This is a genomic window from Streptomyces sp. PT12 (assembly GCF_003311645.1).
GTDB lineage: Bacteria > Actinomycetota > Actinomycetes > Streptomycetales > Streptomycetaceae > Streptomyces.
In genome coordinates this window covers 110,677-125,248 of record NZ_QEST01000184.1, presented here as the reverse complement: position 1 = coordinate 125,248, position 14,572 = coordinate 110,677, and the positions used below count along the sequence as shown (strand labels likewise).

The following is a 14,572-nucleotide window of genomic DNA, read 5'->3' as shown; positions in this document are numbered from 1 at the left end:
GGGTGTCGTGGTGCGCAAACGGGCCTCCCGGCGGACCGCACCGACGCGCGGTCCGCGTGGAATATGCCCGCTCGCTGCGCATCTCATGCGAAGAACGCTCCGGGGCGGCACCGCCCCGGAGCGTCGCACGCCACCCGCACCACCCCGCCGCCCGCCCCGCGGCGCGGCGCTCAGACCCCGTAACGCCGGTGCCTGGCGGCGTAGTCGCGCAGGGCCCGCAGAAAGTCGACTTTGCGGAACGCGGGCCAGAAGACCTCGCAGAAGTAGTACTCCGAATGGGCGCTCTGCCAGAGCATGAATCCGGACAGCCGCTGCTCGCCGCTTGTGCGGATCACCAGGTCGGGGTCGGGCTGCCCACGGGTGTACAGGTGCTCCGCGATGTGCTCGACCTCGAGCGACTCGGCGACCTGGGACAGCGACTGCCCCTCGGCGGCCCGCTTGGCGAGCAGCGAGCGGACGGCGTCGGCGATCTCCTGGCGGCCGCCGTACCCCACCGCGACGTTGACCAGTATCCCGGTGCGGTCCCTCGTCAGCTCCTCTGCCTCGACCAGCACCTCGCGGGTGCGCTCGGGCAGGACGTCGAGCGCGCCCACGTGGTTGACCCGCCAGCGGCCGTCCTCGGCGAGGTCGCGCACGGCGCCCTCGACGATGGAGAGCAGCGGGGTCAGCTCCTCGGGGGCCCGGTTGAGGTTGTCCGTGGAGAGCAGCCAGAGGGTGACGACCTCGACATCCGTCTCCTCGCACCAGCCGAGCAGCTCACGGATCTTGGCGGCGCCCGCCTCGTGCCCCTGCTTGGTGGTGCTGCCCGCGGCCTTGGCCCAGCGGCGGTTCCCGTCGAGGATGACCCCGATGTGCTTGGGCCCCCTGTCGGTGTCGAGACGGCCCTCGACGCGCCGGGCGTAGAGCCGCACGGCGAGCCGCCGGAGTGTGTTCCTCATGGTCTGTGTGAACGCCTGCATGACCCTCCGTGCCCTCTCCCCTGCACCGGCACCCACACCCTAGCGCCCGCGGCGCACCGCCCCCGACACAAGAAGCGGGCCGGTCCGTAGGGGGGGATGACGGACCGGCCCGAGGGGGGGATTCCACCGTAACGCATGCGTGGCCCTCGTGGGCGCAACCTTGGCGACAATTCAGCTGGCGAGTCCGGCGACGATCAGCGCGGCGAGCGCGCCCGCGGCCATGAAGGGGCCGAACGCCACCGTCGTTCCCCGGCCCGCCCTGCGGGCGATGACCAGCGCGCCCCCGTATCCGGCGGCGAGCAGGAACCCCACGAACGTCCCCAGCACGAGCGCGTCCCAGCCGTACCACCCAAGGGCGACGCCGATGGTGATCGCGAGCTTGACGTCGCCGAAGCCCATGCCGAGGGGGTTGATCAAGAACAGCGTGAAGTAGACACCGCTGAGCACCGCCCCGCCGAGCAGCGCGCGGCCCAGGCCGCCGTCGGCGGCGTCGAAGAGGGAGGCGATCGCGAGCCCGGCGATCACGCCGACGGCCAGCGGCAGGGTCAGCACGTCGGGCAGCCGCTGCACGGCCAGGTCGACGGTGGCGAGCAGGACGACGACCGGGACGGCGAGCAGCCACACCACCAGCTCGGGCCGCGCGCCGACGGCGGCGGCGAGGGCGGCGCAGCACGCGGCGGTCACGGCGGCGAGGCGCAGCGGCGATGTGCCATAGCCGGGTCCCGGGGCGGCCGCGCCGCCGGCCGCGCCGTTCCCTGCGCCGTTCTCCGCTGGCCCTGAAACGCCGATGGCGGCGGCGCAGTCGGCGCACCGGCCCGGGCCGAGCCAGCCCCTGGGGCGGGGGGCCAGCGGATGCCCGGCCGGGCAGGCGCGGCGCCAGGGCTCCCCTGGTGGCACGGACAGCCGGTACGCGGCCCTGACGAGCAGCGGTCCGGCGCAGGCGCCGAAGCAGAGGGCCACCGCGATCAGGAAGGGACGCACGCCCGCAGCGTAGTCCTAGCGTGGGGCGGGCCGGCCTGCCCGATTGGGGGGGGGAAGGGCAGACCGGCCCGTGGAATGGGGCCGGACCGGAGCGGGGGGGTGGCTCACGGTCCGCCCCGCCAGCCGTCGCCGGGGTGGGAGTGACGACGCTGGCGTAAAAGATGTCAGCGGCTGCCAACATGGGGGGAACGATACCGCACGGTTCTTGGCCGCGTGACCCCCTGGGCGAGGCGACCACTCACCGCTGTCGGGCGCGGACGGTGCGGCGCAGGGACCGCCCGTACCACCGGGCCATCGCGCGCTGCACGACCCCCACGAGAGGCCATGCGGCCCGGGTGTACCACGTGGCGCCCCTGCTGAACGCGGTGACGTTCAGCCACACCGCGCCGTCCTCCGCGCGTTCCACCTCGAACGCCTCCTCGCCGGTGAGCGGGTGCCCCGGCAGCGAGCCATAGGCGAAGCCGACGCGGTCGGGCTCGTCGACCGCCCACACGACGCGGCAGGGCGCGGGGAGCCGCAGCGGCCCCGCGCCGAGGGAGGCGGCGACCGCCACCCCGGGGCGCGCGCGGGGCGCGTCGGCCTCCACCCTGAACCCCGCGGCGCGGTGCATGCCCCAGGTGGTGACGATCCGCCCGGCCTCGGCGAGGTCGTCGGGCCCCTCGCCCACCCTGACGCGCGCCCGCAGCAGCCGGTAGCCGGGCGGGGGCAGCGGGTCGTGGCGCTCCCTCGCGGTCGCGCCGACGTGCGGCGCGTAGGTGAGGTCGCCGGGGGTGGCGTTCATCTGAGCCCCTCCTTCTGCCGGTTCGGGTCCGGCGTCCTACGATGCACCTCACGCCGTCCGCGCACCCGGGGGAGCACGCATGACGCCGCACCAGACACCTTCGCAGTTCACTCCGCTCGGTCCCACGGATCCGCGCGAGGTGGCCGGATACCGCCTCCAGGCGCGGCTGGGCTCGGGCGGCATGGGCAGCGTGTACCTCTCTTATACGCGCGGCGGGCAGCCGGTGGCGCTCAAGGTGGTGCGCAGCGAGTTCGCCGAGGACCCGGAGTTCCGGCGGAGGTTCGAGCTGGAGGTGCGGGCGGCACGCCAGGTGCAGGGCGTCTACACCGTGCCGGTGCTCGACAGCAACACCGAGGGCGCGGCGCCCTGGCTCGCCACCGCCTATGTGCCGGGGCTCTCGCTCTCCGACGTGGTGCGCGGCCATGGCCCGCTGCCGATCGAGACGGTGCTGCTGCTGGTCGGCGGGGTCGCCGAGGCGTTGCAGTCGATCCACGCGGCGGGCATCATCCACCGCGACCTCAAGCCGGGGAACGTCCTGCTGGCGGCCGAGGGCCCCAAGGTGATCGACTTCGGCATCGCGCGCGCGGCCGACGTCACGGCGCTGACCGGCACGGACGTCCGGGTGGGCACGCCGTCGTACATGGCGCCCGAGCAGATCACGGGCGCGTCGGCGACGCCCGCGACGGACGTGTTCGCGCTGGGCATCGTCACGCACTACGCGGCGACGGGCGGCCACCCGTTCGGCGAGGGCGCGGCGCACGGGGTGATGTACCGGATCGTCCAGGAGGAGCCCGACCTGGCGGCGCTGCCCGAGGCGCTGCGGGGGCTGGTCGCGGCGTGCCTGGCCAAGGAACCGGCGGCGCGGCCGACCCCGGCGCAGGTGATCGACGCGTGCCGCGCGCTCGCGCCGGGGCAGACGTTGCAGCGCCGCGATAGCTGGCTGCCCGCGCCGCTGGCCGCCGAGGTCACCCAGCGCCTCCACGCTCGCCCGCCGTCCCCGGCCACCCCGCCCTCTCCCCTTCCACCGCCGCCCACGTCCCCGCCCACCGCGCCCACCGCGCCCGCGGCGGGTTCCGGCGGGGCGCCGCCACGGCGCAGGACGGCGATGCTGGTGGTGGCGACGGCGGTGGTGGCGGCGTTGGTCGGGGGCCTGCTCGCGGTGCGGATCGCGGGCGGCGGCGACGAGCCGGGCGGCTCGCAGGGCAGCGGCACGGACGCAGGAACGGACACCGGGTCGGGCCCCGCGTCGGGCGGGAGCGGGCAGGGGGACGAGGCGGAGGAGACAGCGGCGGACGAGCAGTCCTCAGGAGGCGACAACGAGGGCGGCCAGGACACCCGTCCCCCGGACACCGACCCGGACGCGCCGTACTACGTGGCCCAGGAGAACGTCCAACTGGACATCCGCGCACCGCTGTTCCACGAGGAGCGTAACGTGAGCGGCGGGCAGTGCCTCGGGGCCAACATGACACTGGTCGACCTGGAGGAGCTGACGGCTCAGACCGGCGTGCCCAACGGCAGCTTCGACCACCGAGGGGCCGAACCCGACATCGAGTACATGTTCTGCGACGACGACAGCGTGGTCGAGGACGGGATCTCGTTCACCCCCGAGCTTTTCGTGGGGTCCGTCGACAACCCCGAGCCCACCGCCGAGGAGTGCGTCGGCGCCGCGCACAGCTCACCCCTGCCGAATCCCGTCCCGCCCGACGACATCCTGCGCGACCACACCCTGCGGGAGGACACCGGTATCTGCATGGAGACCCCGGAGGGGACCGTGGTGCTGCTGTGGATCGACAGGGTCGAGGTCAACCCCAACAACCGCGACCTGCGCACCTACATCACCACGGCCACCCAGTGGAAGCCGAACGTCTGAGCGCGGTCACTCGTCGGTGGTGGGCCAGGAGATCTCCACGCGGCGGTTGCCCTCCCTGCCCTCCTCCGTGCTGTTGTCGAAGAGCGGGTAGTCCTCGCTGTAGCCGCGGACGTTGAACTGTATGCCGACCGGGTCCTCGATCAGGTCGAGAAGCACCTGGTGGGTGTTCCTGGCCCGGGCGTCGGACAGGGTCACTCCGCTCTCGTAGGAGCCCTGGTTGTCGGTGAAACCGAAGATGTTGACCTGGGCGGGCTGGTACTCGTCGATGGCCGCGGCGACGCCCATCAGCGCCTCGCGCGACTCGTCGGTGATCTCGTCGCTGCCCTCGCCGAAGATGACGTCGGTCTGCAACGTGAACTTGTGCGTGTCGCCGGTCACTTCCTCGCGCTGCTCGCCGCCACCGCCGCCGTTGGGCTCCTGGCCTCCGTCGTCGCCACCGGTGTCGTCGCCCGTGTCGCCCCCGGTGGCGCCGCCCGTCCCCGGCTCCTCGGGCGGCTGGCTGCCGCCACCGGTCTCGCCCGTGCCCATGTCCACCCAGACGAAGGAGATCTCGACCACGCGCGGCTCGGCCAGCGTCGCCCCGTCGCCCAGCATCAGGCCCGCCGCCTCGGGGTCGATCTCAGGGGGCGCGGGGGGAACGTACTCGGGAGGCTGCTCGGCCGGAGGGCTCGGCTCGTCCTGGGCGGCGGCGATCGCGGGCGCGCCGAGGACCACGAGGGCGGCCCCCGTCATCACGGCCAGCGCCGACCGGCCGGGGTGGTGCGGCAGGTACCTCATCGCGGTCCTCTCAGCGGATCTGGATGGTGGCGGGGGGCATCTGGCCGATGTTGAAGTCGACCTCGGTCGTCTCGGCCTCAGGCTCGGGGAACTGGGCGAACCAGTTCACCGTGTCCCCCGAGTTGATCAGAAGGCCGAAGTTGGTGCACAGGCAACGGCCCTCGGTGTCGCGGAGGATGAGATACCGGCGGCCCTCCTCCTGGGCGACCAGGCTGGCGCCCGCCATGGAGAAGTCGTTCCCCGCGAGCTCGCTCTCGGGGCCCGCCCACGCCGAGTCGCCCTCGCCCTCGCCGGCGGGCTCGTCGCCGCTGTCCTCGCCGTCGCCGTTCTCCGCGTTCTCGCCCGACTCCTGTCCCGTGGCACCCTCGTCGCCGTCGCCGTCGCCCCCTCCGCTGCAACTGGCGACGGCGATCACGAGCGCCGCGCCCAGGGCGGCGACGATCAAGATGAGGCGCGACTTGCTGTCACGGAGGTCCATCAGGCGCCATTCCTTTGTCTTCGATGCGTCGGTGGTGGGTGATGGTCGATCTTCGGTGGTCAGTCTTTGGCGTCAGTCAGTCTTCCAGGTGGATCTCGAACAGGTCGCGGGCGTCGGGGCGTTCGTCCTCGTCCGGGTCCTCTTCGCCCGGGTCGAAGATCCAGCCGGGGCCGTCCTCGCACTCCAGCTCGACGCGTTCGTCCTCGTCGGTCCGCAGCTCGCACGCCCCCGCGATCACGGCGGTCGCCTCGGCCCTGGCCGTCTGACTCTCCGTGCCGGGAATCAGCGACTCGCCCACGGTGTCGCGCGTTTCGACGACAACGGTGAAGCCGATGCCGTCGGCCGCCGGGCCGCAGTCGCGGACGACCGCGTCGTTCCTGTCGGCGAGCCGGGCCGCCGCGTCGCACGCGGAGCCCGTCTCGAAGCCGTCCCCGTCGAGGATGTCGCCGGGGTCGGTCTCCCCGTCCTCGCCGATGGCGTCGAAGAACGCGTCGAACAGCTCGTCCCTCGACTCCTGCGCGGCGGCAAGCGCCGCCGCGTCGGCCGCCGACTGCCCCGCGCTGCGGGTGACGGCGGCCTGGGCGAAGACGAACAGCGTCAGGGCGACGCCGAGAAGCGCGCTGACCATCCAGATGTAGAGCGGGAAGACCGCCCCCCGGTCGGCATGCGCTACTCCGCGCCCACGACGCGACCGACCGCGTCCCTGATGGCATTGGCGATGGTGGTCTCCAACGGGAGGGCCAGCACGGCCACCACCACAGCGGCGATCAGCAGCAGCAGGCCCGCGTACTCCACGAAGCCCGCGCCGCGGTCCGAGTAACGGCCGCTCAGGCGGCCTCTGATCGTCTGTCTCCAGCTCGACAGCAGCCTGCTCATGGCGTCCCTCTCCTGCGGCTGACCCGACGTCAGCCGGACTCTCCTGGCCACGGTACTGCGGAGCGCGGCGTACGAAGGCGGGGTGCACCATGCCCGATCCCCTCCCAGCGGGCCGACGCGTACAGCTATCGGCACCGACTGTGCCATACCGAGCGCGGCTTGGGCAGAGAGACCTGGCCGTTCCGTTGGCATGGTGTTGCCATCGATAGCTGAGCGCGACCCTCGACTCCGCGCAAGGGGCACCGTGCCCCGTGCGCGCGATCGCGAAACCCCCTGACACGGGCGGGAGTCAGCCGCCGCCCCCGCCGCCCCCGCCGCCCCCGCCGCCCTCGGTGAGGGAGCGGGTCAGCTCGTTCTCGTAGTCGTTCACCGTGGTGACCACCGTGTCGGCCATGTCCGCGAGGCCCGTGAGCTGTTGGGTGATGTCCTCGCGGCCGTCCTCCCAGCCGCTGACGAAGTCGTCGAGCGCGTCCACCACCCTGCTGTCGCCCAACGCGTCGTTGTACTGGTCGAACGTGTTCCCTGTGCGGTTCATGAAGTCCTTGACGCTCCGCAACCGCGGGGCGAACTCGGACAGTTCGCCGAGCGGGATCGCGAGCCGCTCGTCGCTGCCTGGCATCCTGTGCGCCTCCCCTCACTTCACGAGTTACTTCACACATCACTTCACACGTCACTTCACGAGTGTGACTCTCAGATGAACCGGAACGTCGACGTGATCGCGTCGAAGACGTCGAAGAACGAGTCGGCCAGGTCGAGCACCTGGCTGCTGCCCGCCACCAGCGCCACCGACCGCTCCCCCGGAACGGGGATGTACGTCTGCATCAGCACCGCCCGCACATGGCGCGTGTCGCCCGGCACCGGGATGTCCTCGATGCCGCGCGTGCGGGCCGCGGGGCCCACGTCCCTGATGTCGACCGTGGAGACCTCGCGCCATGGCTCCCCGGGGCGCACCCGGGGGCGGCCGCCCAACTGCCCCACGATGGACGCCGGATCGGTCGGCAGGACCTCCCCCGACGACGTGCGCGCGCCGACGATGGAGACCGTGAGCGACGCCGTGATCGGCGGGCTGCCGCCGAAGCTCTGCGCCATGCAGCCGCAGTACACGGCGCCCGAGTCCCACGCCTGGCGGGCCTGGCGGCGCAGGAACGACGCGATGACCTCCCGGTGCTCGCCCATCTCCGGCTGGGCGGCGACCCGTTCGTCGATCATGCGGCGGATGCTGTTGTCCCTGGTCTCGGGGCGCAGGTCGAACTCCCACCAGGAGTCCGGCACCGAGATGCGGAACTCGCGCCGCTCGACGACGACCGCGTCGACCCACTTGTCGGCCATGACCGCTCCTCCCTCTTCCCCCCGGCCCGCTACTCCCGCAGCGACTGCCCCAGCTTGTGGTCGAGGTCGCTGAACCCGTCTGCGGCGCCCTTCAGGAAGTCCCCCAGCCCCTGGAGCGCCTCGACCGCCTGCGTCCCACCGTCGTGGAACAGCTGGTACTGCTCGTCGAACGCCCCTGAGGACGCGGACGTGACATAGCCGTTCCTGACCAGGTCCGAGACATACGTCCGCAGCTCGATGAGCTTGAGCTGCAACTCGCCCTTGGCTTCGATCAGGTCGTCGCCCGCATCGCGCATGTCCTGATAGGTGACATCGATGTCGCCGTCGCGGCCCATGGGCAGCACCCCCTCCCGTCCAGCGTAAGGGGCGAGCCCGAAGGGCGCCCCGACGAATGCGTAACAGGAAGCCGACGGCGGCGCAACGCCCGCCGACCTCACGGGACTTGGCGTCTCAGTCGCCGCCGAGGATGCCGGAGAAGTCCGTGCCCGAGCCCAGGATCATGCCGGTGACGATGATGATCATGGTGGCGGGGACCATGAAGAACAGCGTCGCCATCGTCGCCATCGGGATGGCCCGCGCGGCCCTGCGGCGGGCGTTCTGGGCGTCGGTGCGGCGCATGTCGCGGGCGATCTGGATCAGGGTTTCGGCGATCGGCGCGCCCAGCTCCTCGCCCTGCTGAAGCGCGGTCACGAACTGGTTGACGGGCTCGGAGTCGTTGCGCCTGCGCAATTCGTCGAACGCCTGGCGGCGCGAGACGCCCATGTCCATCTGGCGCAGCGCGATGCGGATCTCGTCGGCCCAGGGGCCCGCGTAGCGGATGGAGACGCGGTCGAGGGCCTGGCGGAAGCCGAGCCCTGCGGAGACCACCACGGCCAGCACGTCGAGGAAGTCGGGCAGCGTGCGGTCGATGGCGTCGCGGCGCTTCCTGATGCCCTGCCATATGACGGCGTCGGCGGCCAGCGCCCCGAAGGCGATCGAGAACAGCGCGAAGAACGGCCACCCCGCCGCCACGAAGACCACCGTCGTGACCGCGCCGAAGATGCCGTAGACGGCGCGGCGTGCGGCGTAGCGGTCGAGGGTGAGCCCGTCGGGGTTCCCGGCCTGGTCGATGCGCAGCCGCTTGCGGTCCACCGCCTTGCGGCCCATGAGCCGCAGCACGAGCGGCGCGAACCGCATGCCGAGCCGGTCGACGGCCGAGCCCGTGGCCGTCACGCGCGACGCGCCGACCTCGAGGGCCAGCGCCAGGTCGGCGGGGAGCGGCGTGCCCGAACGCAGCATGCGCACCGCCGAGATGATGCCGAAGACGGCCGCGCCCATGGCGAGCCCGAGAAGCAGTCCCACGACCCAAGCCTCCTACAGCCACCGTCAGACGTCGATCCGGCCGAAGCGCCGGACCACCACGAAGCCGACCACATACAGGGCGAGCGCCACGATCATGGCGATCTGCCCGCCTGGGCTGCCGGTGACGCGGCCGAGCGCGCCCGGCTGCATGGCGTTGATCATCAGCAGCGCGCCGAGGCCGAGCAGCGGAACGGTGACGGCGGTGGCGTTGATCTCGGCGAGCATCGTGCGCACCTCGCGGCGGGTCTCCTTGCGCTCCTCGAGCGTGGAGGTGAGGTTGCGCAGCGACGCGACGATGGTGCCGCCCGCGCGGTTGGCGAGGATGAGGGTGGTCACCAGGACGTTGAGCTCGCGCGATGGCAGGCGTTCGCCCAGCTCGTGCAGGGCCTCCTCGAGCGAGCGGCCGACCGCCAGCTGGTTGGCGACGTCCGCGAGCTCGGCGCCCGCGGGGTCGTCCATCTCCTCGGCGGCCATGGACAACGCGGTGCGCATGGCGAGCCCAGCGGCGATGCCGTTGGCGATCAGCCGGGCCAGCTCGGGGAGTTGGCCGATGAAACGCTCGGTGCGGCGCGCCCGCTGCCAGCCGAGGAAGAGGTTGCCGCCCCACAGGGCCACGGCCGCGAACACGGGCCCGAAGAACGGCGCGAGCACCACCGACGCGATCAGCCACAGCGCGGCGACGGCGATCACGACATAGGCGGCGTACTCGCCGACGCCCAGGTCGAGGCCCGTGGCCTGGAGCTTGAGCCGCAGCCGCCGCCCCGCCTTCGTCGAGCGCAGCCGCCGGTCGAGCGCGTCGAAGCGGCGGCGGCGCCCCGGCTGCCCTGGATGCCCTGGATGCCCTGGATGCCTCGGCGGCCCGGTCTGTCCAGGGGAGCCGTCGGCGCCTTCGGCGGCGGGCACGGGGGCGGCGAGGCGCTCGATGAGGGCCTTGCGCTGGGCGCGCCCCGTGGCCCACAGCCGCAGGCCCGCGACCGCGCACACGAGCGCGAGCAGGGTGAGGCCGAGGGCGAGGAGCGAGAGGGAGTCCATGGTCAGCTCGCCTCCCTGGTGGTGAGATGGCTGTCGTCGAGGTGGACGCCGAACGCCTGCGGCACCTGCTCGCCCGCCAGATACAGGCGGTCGGCGACGGCACGCGGCACGGGGTAGTGCCTGAACCTGCCGCGCACGCGCCCGTCGTGGCCCATGGGCTCGGCGCGGAACTCCGCGGCGGTGGCGATGCGGAACGGCTCGCGCCCGTGCGAGGCGAGAAAGGCGATCTCGGCCATGCGGCGCGAGCCGTCGGGGTGTCTGACGAGCTGGACGAGGACGTCGACGGCGCTGTTGATCTGGTCGCGCAGCGCCTCGAACGGCACCTGGAGCTCGGACATCGAGGCCAGGGTCTGGAGGCGCAGCAGCGCGTCCTCCGCGCTGTTGGCGTGCACGGTGGCGAGCGAGCCGTCGTGGCCGGTGGACATGGCCTGGAGCATGTCCAGGGTCTCGCCGCCGCGGACCTCGCCGACGATGACGCGATCGGGGCGCATGCGCAGGGAGTTGCGCACCAGGTCGCGGATGGTGACCTCGCCCTTGCCCTCGATGTTGGGCGGGCGGGACTCAAGGCGGATGACATGGCTCTGCTGGAGCTGGAGCTCGGCCGCGTCCTCGACCGTGACGATGCGCTCGCCCTCGGGGATCAGGCCGCTGAGAGCGTTGAGCAGCGTGGTCTTCCCCGAGCCCGTGCCGCCCGAGACGATGACGTTGAACTTGGCGCGCACCAGGCCCGCGAGCAGCATCACCAGGTGCTCGTCGACCGTGCCGAACCCGATGAGCTCGGGGAGGGTGTAGGCGCGGGGGAAGCGGCGGATGGTGAGGGTGGCACCGCTGAGGGAGAGCGGCGGGATGATGACGTTGACGCGCTCGCCGGTGGGGAGGCGGGCGTCGACCATCGGATTCGACTCGTCCACACGGCGGTTGACGGTGGAGACGATGCGCTCGATCGTCTGCATCAGCTGCTCGTCGGAGGCGAAGCGGAGCGGCAGGCGCTCGACGCGGCCCGAGCGTTCGACATAGATCTGGTCGGGGCCGTTGACCATGATCTCGGTGATCGAGGCATCCTCCAGGAGCGGCTCGAGGATGCCGAGGCCAAGCGCCTCGTCGACGACGCGGCGGATCAGCAGGGCGCGTTGCTGGGTGGAGAGGACCGGGCCCTCGCGGCTGAGGATGTGGCCGAGGACGCGTTCGAGGCGGTCGCGGCGCTCGCTCAGGTCGAGGGACGACATCTCGGCGAGGTCGATCTCCTCGAGCAGCTTGGCGCGGTACGTCGCGACGAGCCGCCCGTCGCCGGGATCCGCGGCCGCGGGCTCGTCGGGCGCGGTGACACGGGAACGCAGGCCCATCGCTCGCTCCTTCCCCTCCGTGGTGTACATGTGTGTGGCGTGACGGTCGGTGGCTGAACGGTCGGTGGCTGAACGGTCAGTCGCAGGGCATCGTGACGGTCCTCGACGCGTCGCCGAAGGCGTCCATGAACGGCAGGACGGACGGGATGGCGACGCGGGCGGTCACGGTGGCCTCGTCGCCGCACAGCGCCTGCGCCTCGATGCTGACGGACAGCCACTCGCTCACGGCCGCCCGGCCCGCGCTCTCGTACTCGTCCTCGATGTCCTCCTGGGCGGCGGTGCGGGCCGCGGCGCGGGCGGCCGAGCCCGCCTGCTGGGCGGCATACCCGACGACCCCCAGCTGAATCGCGGCCAGCGCCACCAGGATGAGCAGCGGCACCCAGCCGATGAACTCCACGGCGGTGACGCCCTCGTCGCGCGTCCGCCGCGCCCTGCGCCCGGCCATGGCTCAGCCCTCCTCGGCGGCGCCCGCGGTGCCGGTGATCGTGATCGGGAGGTTGAGCGCACCGGGGAACAGCACGGGGACGCGCAGCGCGACGCGGGCCTGGCGGACGTTGCCGGAAAGGGGGCAGGAGATGTCGGCGGACCACGCGCTCGGCAGGTGCTCGCGCGCCGCGGTGGCGCAGGCCGCGCCGGGGTCGCCATCGGCCGCGGCGGCGGCACGGGCGGCCTCGTCGGCGGCGTTGCCCGCGAGGGAGAACGTGTAACCGATCACGATGCACTGCCAGATGACGCCCACCATCACCAGGATCAGCGGGAAGAGCCCCGCGAACTCGACCAGCACCGCCCCCCGGTCCCGCCGCATCGCCGCCGCCCGGGTCATGACCGTCTGCCCCGCCGTCTGCCCCCCGCGGGGGCCCGCTCGGGGGCGGTCAGGCCGAGCTCGGCGGCCAGCGCCCACATCGCGCGGCGCACCTGGCCACGGGCGTCGAGGTCCTGGATGCGGCCCGCGTCCTGGGCCTCCTGGAGCTCCTTGAACCCCGCGGGGACGACGTTGCGCGCCACCTGGGTGCCGGTGATGCGGGAGATCAGCTGGGGCTGGATGGCGCTGTTGCGGGCGAGGCGGTTGACGACGGTCAGCGTGTCGGCGGCCTTGCGGATGCGCAGCCGGTCCCACATGCGCACCATGCGGTTGACGGCGCGCACGGCGATGACGTCGGGCGTGGTGACGAGCAGGGCGACGTCCGCGGTCTCGACGGCGGCGGCGTTGGCGCTGTTCATGTGGGAGCCGCAATCCACCACGACGATGTCGTAACGGGCCCTGACCGCGCCGAGCAGCTGCCGCGCGGTGGCCTCGCTGACGTCCTCGCCGCGCTCGCCCTCGGCGGGCGCGATCAGCATGGAAAGCCCTGTCTCGTGGGCGAAGACGGCCTCGGCGAGCACCTGGGGCGCGATGTCCGCGATCCCGGCGAGGTCGGCGACCGAGCGCCTGAACTGCACGTCGAAGTACGAGCCGACGTCGCCGCACAGCAGGTCGAGGTCGACGAGGATCGCGCCGCGTTCGAACGCCCCCGACGTCTGCGCCGCCAGGGCGAGCTGGGTGGCGATCAACGTCGCGCCCACGCCGCCCTTGGCGCCCGAGACGGTGATCACGCGGCCGCCGGGGCCCGCGGGTGCCTGCTCGCCACCGCCGAGGTGGCGGCGCATCCCCGCGGCCCACTGGGCGGCCGCGGTCACGCGCGCGCCCAACTCGTCGTAGGACAGCGGGATCCCGGCCAGGCCGCGGGCTCCCGCGTCCATGGCCGCGGAGTACAGCTCGGGCGTGGGCGCGGCGGAGACCAGGACGACGCCCACCGCGGGGAAGCGCAGGGCGACCTCGCGGATCAGCTCGAGCGCGGGCAGCGGGCCCATGCGCTCGTGGACGACCACGACGTCGGGCAGCTCGGCGACGGACTCGTGGGTGAGGGAGGCCAGGGTGTCGAGGAGGGTGGTGGAGTCGGGCACGGGGCGCATCGGCTCGCTGTCGGGGAGCTGGCTCAGCAGCGTGATCAGCGAGCGGGCGGTGTCGGGGTCGCCCACCGCGGGGAGAATGCGCGTGGTCATCGGGTCACCTGGTTCTACGGGAAGAGCTCGTCGAGCCCGGCGTTGGGAGTGCCGCCGATGTCACCAATGATGGTGTACGTGCGCTCCTCCTCCGGAATCTCCTCCTCGTCGCCAGGGGCGACCAGGGCGAGCCTGACCTGTTCGGCGAACGCCTCGGCGTAGGTGACGCGTTGGGCGTCGGTGTTGTCGAGGGCGAACGTGATCGGCACGGCCTCGCGCCTGACGTCGTCGTCCTCCACCTCCGTCAGGTCGCCGACCTCGATGACCTCGGCGTTGTTCACCATCAGCCTGACGACCTCGTACTCGGACTCCTGATCGCCCTGGCGCTCGCGGACGTTGAACGCCGCGTACATGTTGATCGAGGCGCCGGGATAGATCTTGCCCGCGACGCCGGTGGAAGCGTCGATCATGACGGCGATCTCCTGCTGGCCCGGGTCGAGTTCGGGCCGGTCGGCGAGCATGTCGCGTTGCAGCAGGGATCCCTCGGCGAGGGGGCCGACGGCGACCTGGTCGTCGAGCTGGCCCAGGTCGGTGATGGCGGATGGCGGTATGTACCGCTCGGGGATGCGCACTTCGCGCACCTGGTCGGCCGTCACCTCCTGGTAGGGCTCGACGTCGGTGGTCAGCTCGAAGGCGGTCGCCTCGGGGCCGACCTTCGACTCCACGTCGTTGATCACCGCGAGCACGCCGGCGAAGGCGCCGACGGCGAGCAGGACCGATGCGAGCAGCAGGAGCATGCCGCGTCGCTGGCGAGCGTTCATG

Annotated in this window: 18 protein-coding genes; 1 reads left to right on the top strand and 17 read right to left on the bottom strand. The window is 72.5% G+C overall.

What is annotated here, in order from left to right; genetic code table 11:
- Positions 1 to 170 precede the first annotated feature (170 nt).
- From DEH69_RS21010 to DEH69_RS21000, 3 genes are all read right to left on the bottom strand, one after another.
- The gene (locus DEH69_RS21010) at positions 171 to 938 is read right to left on the bottom strand and encodes an isoprenyl transferase (RefSeq protein ID WP_113688731.1); all 768 of its coding nucleotides are present in this window, start codon (positions 936 to 938) and stop codon (positions 171 to 173) included.
- Between the two features lie 192 nt (positions 939 to 1,130).
- The gene (locus DEH69_RS21005) at positions 1,131 to 1,940 is read right to left on the bottom strand and encodes an A24 family peptidase (protein WP_113688526.1); all 810 of its coding nucleotides are present in this window, start codon (positions 1,938 to 1,940) and stop codon (positions 1,131 to 1,133) included.
- 238 nt (positions 1,941 to 2,178) lie between these two features.
- On the bottom strand, positions 2,179 to 2,721 hold the full coding sequence (locus DEH69_RS21000; RefSeq protein ID WP_113688525.1) for a DUF1990 family protein: 543 nt from the start codon (positions 2,719 to 2,721) through the stop codon (positions 2,179 to 2,181).
- A gap of 79 nt (positions 2,722 to 2,800) precedes the next feature.
- Between DEH69_RS21000 and DEH69_RS20995 the strand changes: the two genes are divergently transcribed.
- Entirely contained in the window at positions 2,801 to 4,591 is a 1,791-nt protein-coding gene (locus DEH69_RS20995) for a serine/threonine-protein kinase (RefSeq protein WP_113688524.1), read from the top strand.
- A 6-nt stretch (positions 4,592 to 4,597) separates the two neighbouring features.
- Here DEH69_RS20995 and DEH69_RS20990 read toward each other — a convergent pair whose 3' ends face one another.
- The 14 genes from DEH69_RS20990 to cpaB form a co-directional block, all read right to left on the bottom strand.
- On the bottom strand, positions 4,598 to 5,368 hold the full coding sequence (locus DEH69_RS20990; RefSeq protein ID WP_113688523.1) for an OmpA family protein: 771 nt from the start codon (positions 5,366 to 5,368) through the stop codon (positions 4,598 to 4,600).
- A 10-nt stretch (positions 5,369 to 5,378) separates the two neighbouring features.
- Positions 5,379 to 5,846 carry a hypothetical protein gene (locus DEH69_RS31690; protein WP_181727536.1) on the bottom strand — a complete coding sequence of 156 codons (468 nt, stop codon included), beginning with the start codon at positions 5,844 to 5,846 and terminating at the stop codon, positions 5,379 to 5,381.
- 76 nt (positions 5,847 to 5,922) lie between these two features.
- Positions 5,923 to 6,474 carry a hypothetical protein gene (locus DEH69_RS20980; protein ID WP_113688522.1) on the bottom strand — a complete coding sequence of 184 codons (552 nt, stop codon included), beginning with the start codon at positions 6,472 to 6,474 and terminating at the stop codon, positions 5,923 to 5,925.
- A 41-nt stretch (positions 6,475 to 6,515) separates the two neighbouring features.
- Complete coding sequence (locus tag DEH69_RS20975; RefSeq protein WP_113688521.1) at positions 6,516 to 6,722, bottom strand: hypothetical protein; 207 nt, start codon at positions 6,720 to 6,722, stop codon at positions 6,516 to 6,518.
- Positions 6,723 to 7,011: 289 nt separating this feature from the next.
- On the bottom strand, positions 7,012 to 7,341 hold the full coding sequence (locus tag DEH69_RS20970; protein WP_113688520.1) for a hypothetical protein: 330 nt from the start codon (positions 7,339 to 7,341) through the stop codon (positions 7,012 to 7,014).
- 71 nt (positions 7,342 to 7,412) lie between these two features.
- Positions 7,413 to 8,051, bottom strand: coding sequence for a hypothetical protein (locus tag DEH69_RS20965; protein ID WP_113688519.1), 639 nt, complete (start codon positions 8,049 to 8,051; stop codon positions 7,413 to 7,415).
- Between the two features lie 29 nt (positions 8,052 to 8,080).
- The gene (locus DEH69_RS20960; RefSeq protein WP_220131321.1) at positions 8,081 to 8,386 is read right to left on the bottom strand and encodes a WXG100 family type VII secretion target; all 306 of its coding nucleotides are present in this window, start codon (positions 8,384 to 8,386) and stop codon (positions 8,081 to 8,083) included.
- Between the two features lie 115 nt (positions 8,387 to 8,501).
- A complete protein-coding gene (locus DEH69_RS20955; RefSeq protein ID WP_258534843.1) occupies positions 8,502 to 9,392 on the bottom strand; it encodes a type II secretion system F family protein in 891 nt (296 codons plus the stop codon).
- A 24-nt stretch (positions 9,393 to 9,416) separates the two neighbouring features.
- On the bottom strand, positions 9,417 to 10,424 hold the full coding sequence (locus DEH69_RS20950) for a type II secretion system F family protein (protein ID WP_113688517.1): 1,008 nt from the start codon (positions 10,422 to 10,424) through the stop codon (positions 9,417 to 9,419).
- 2 nt (positions 10,425 to 10,426) lie between these two features.
- Complete coding sequence (locus tag DEH69_RS20945) at positions 10,427 to 11,767, bottom strand: CpaF family protein (RefSeq protein ID WP_113688516.1); 1,341 nt, start codon at positions 11,765 to 11,767, stop codon at positions 10,427 to 10,429.
- A 76-nt stretch (positions 11,768 to 11,843) separates the two neighbouring features.
- A complete protein-coding gene (locus DEH69_RS20940; RefSeq protein ID WP_113688515.1) occupies positions 11,844 to 12,212 on the bottom strand; it encodes a TadE/TadG family type IV pilus assembly protein in 369 nt (122 codons plus the stop codon).
- Positions 12,213 to 12,215: 3 nt separating this feature from the next.
- Positions 12,216 to 12,590, bottom strand: coding sequence for a TadE/TadG family type IV pilus assembly protein (locus tag DEH69_RS20935; RefSeq protein ID WP_113688514.1), 375 nt, complete (start codon positions 12,588 to 12,590; stop codon positions 12,216 to 12,218).
- A complete protein-coding gene (locus DEH69_RS20930; protein WP_113688513.1) occupies positions 12,587 to 13,810 on the bottom strand; it encodes an AAA family ATPase in 1,224 nt (407 codons plus the stop codon). Before DEH69_RS20930 ends, DEH69_RS20935 begins: the two co-directional genes overlap by 4 nt.
- Positions 13,811 to 13,824: 14 nt before the next feature.
- Positions 13,825 to 14,571 carry a Flp pilus assembly protein CpaB gene (gene cpaB / locus DEH69_RS20925; protein ID WP_113688512.1) on the bottom strand — a complete coding sequence of 249 codons (747 nt, stop codon included), beginning with the start codon at positions 14,569 to 14,571 and terminating at the stop codon, positions 13,825 to 13,827.
- Between the last annotated feature and the right edge of the window lies 1 nt (position 14,572).

Excerpts from the sequence above, each read along its gene's own strand:
- DEH69_RS21010 (WP_113688731.1), bottom strand. The coding sequence starts at position 938 with ATGAGGAACACACTCCGGCGGCTCGCCGTGCGGCTCTACGCCCGGCGC.
- DEH69_RS21000 (WP_113688525.1), bottom strand. The coding sequence starts at position 2,721 with ATGAACGCCACCCCCGGCGACCTCACCTACGCGCCGCACGTCGGCGCG.
- DEH69_RS20995 (WP_113688524.1), top strand. The coding sequence starts at position 2,801 with ATGACGCCGCACCAGACACCTTCGCAGTTCACTCCGCTCGGTCCCACG.
- DEH69_RS20990 (WP_113688523.1), bottom strand. The coding sequence starts at position 5,368 with ATGAGGTACCTGCCGCACCACCCCGGCCGGTCGGCGCTGGCCGTGATG.
- DEH69_RS31690 (WP_181727536.1), bottom strand. The coding sequence starts at position 5,846 with ATGGACCTCCGTGACAGCAAGTCGCGCCTCATCTTGATCGTCGCCGCC.
- DEH69_RS20980 (WP_113688522.1), bottom strand. The coding sequence starts at position 6,474 with ATGGTCAGCGCGCTTCTCGGCGTCGCCCTGACGCTGTTCGTCTTCGCC.
- DEH69_RS20975 (WP_113688521.1), bottom strand. The coding sequence starts at position 6,722 with ATGAGCAGGCTGCTGTCGAGCTGGAGACAGACGATCAGAGGCCGCCTG.
- DEH69_RS20970 (WP_113688520.1), bottom strand. The coding sequence starts at position 7,341 with ATGCCAGGCAGCGACGAGCGGCTCGCGATCCCGCTCGGCGAACTGTCC.
- DEH69_RS20965 (WP_113688519.1), bottom strand. The coding sequence starts at position 8,051 with ATGGCCGACAAGTGGGTCGACGCGGTCGTCGTCGAGCGGCGCGAGTTC.
- DEH69_RS20960 (WP_220131321.1), bottom strand. The coding sequence starts at position 8,386 with ATGGGCCGCGACGGCGACATCGATGTCACCTATCAGGACATGCGCGAT.
- DEH69_RS20950 (WP_113688517.1), bottom strand. The coding sequence starts at position 10,424 with ATGGACTCCCTCTCGCTCCTCGCCCTCGGCCTCACCCTGCTCGCGCTC.
- DEH69_RS20945 (WP_113688516.1), bottom strand. The coding sequence starts at position 11,767 with ATGGGCCTGCGTTCCCGTGTCACCGCGCCCGACGAGCCCGCGGCCGCG.
- DEH69_RS20940 (WP_113688515.1), bottom strand. The coding sequence starts at position 12,212 with ATGGCCGGGCGCAGGGCGCGGCGGACGCGCGACGAGGGCGTCACCGCC.
- DEH69_RS20935 (WP_113688514.1), bottom strand. The coding sequence starts at position 12,590 with ATGACCCGGGCGGCGGCGATGCGGCGGGACCGGGGGGCGGTGCTGGTC.
- DEH69_RS20930 (WP_113688513.1), bottom strand. The coding sequence starts at position 13,810 with ATGACCACGCGCATTCTCCCCGCGGTGGGCGACCCCGACACCGCCCGC.
- cpaB (WP_113688512.1), bottom strand. The coding sequence starts at position 14,571 with ATGAACGCTCGCCAGCGACGCGGCATGCTCCTGCTGCTCGCATCGGTC.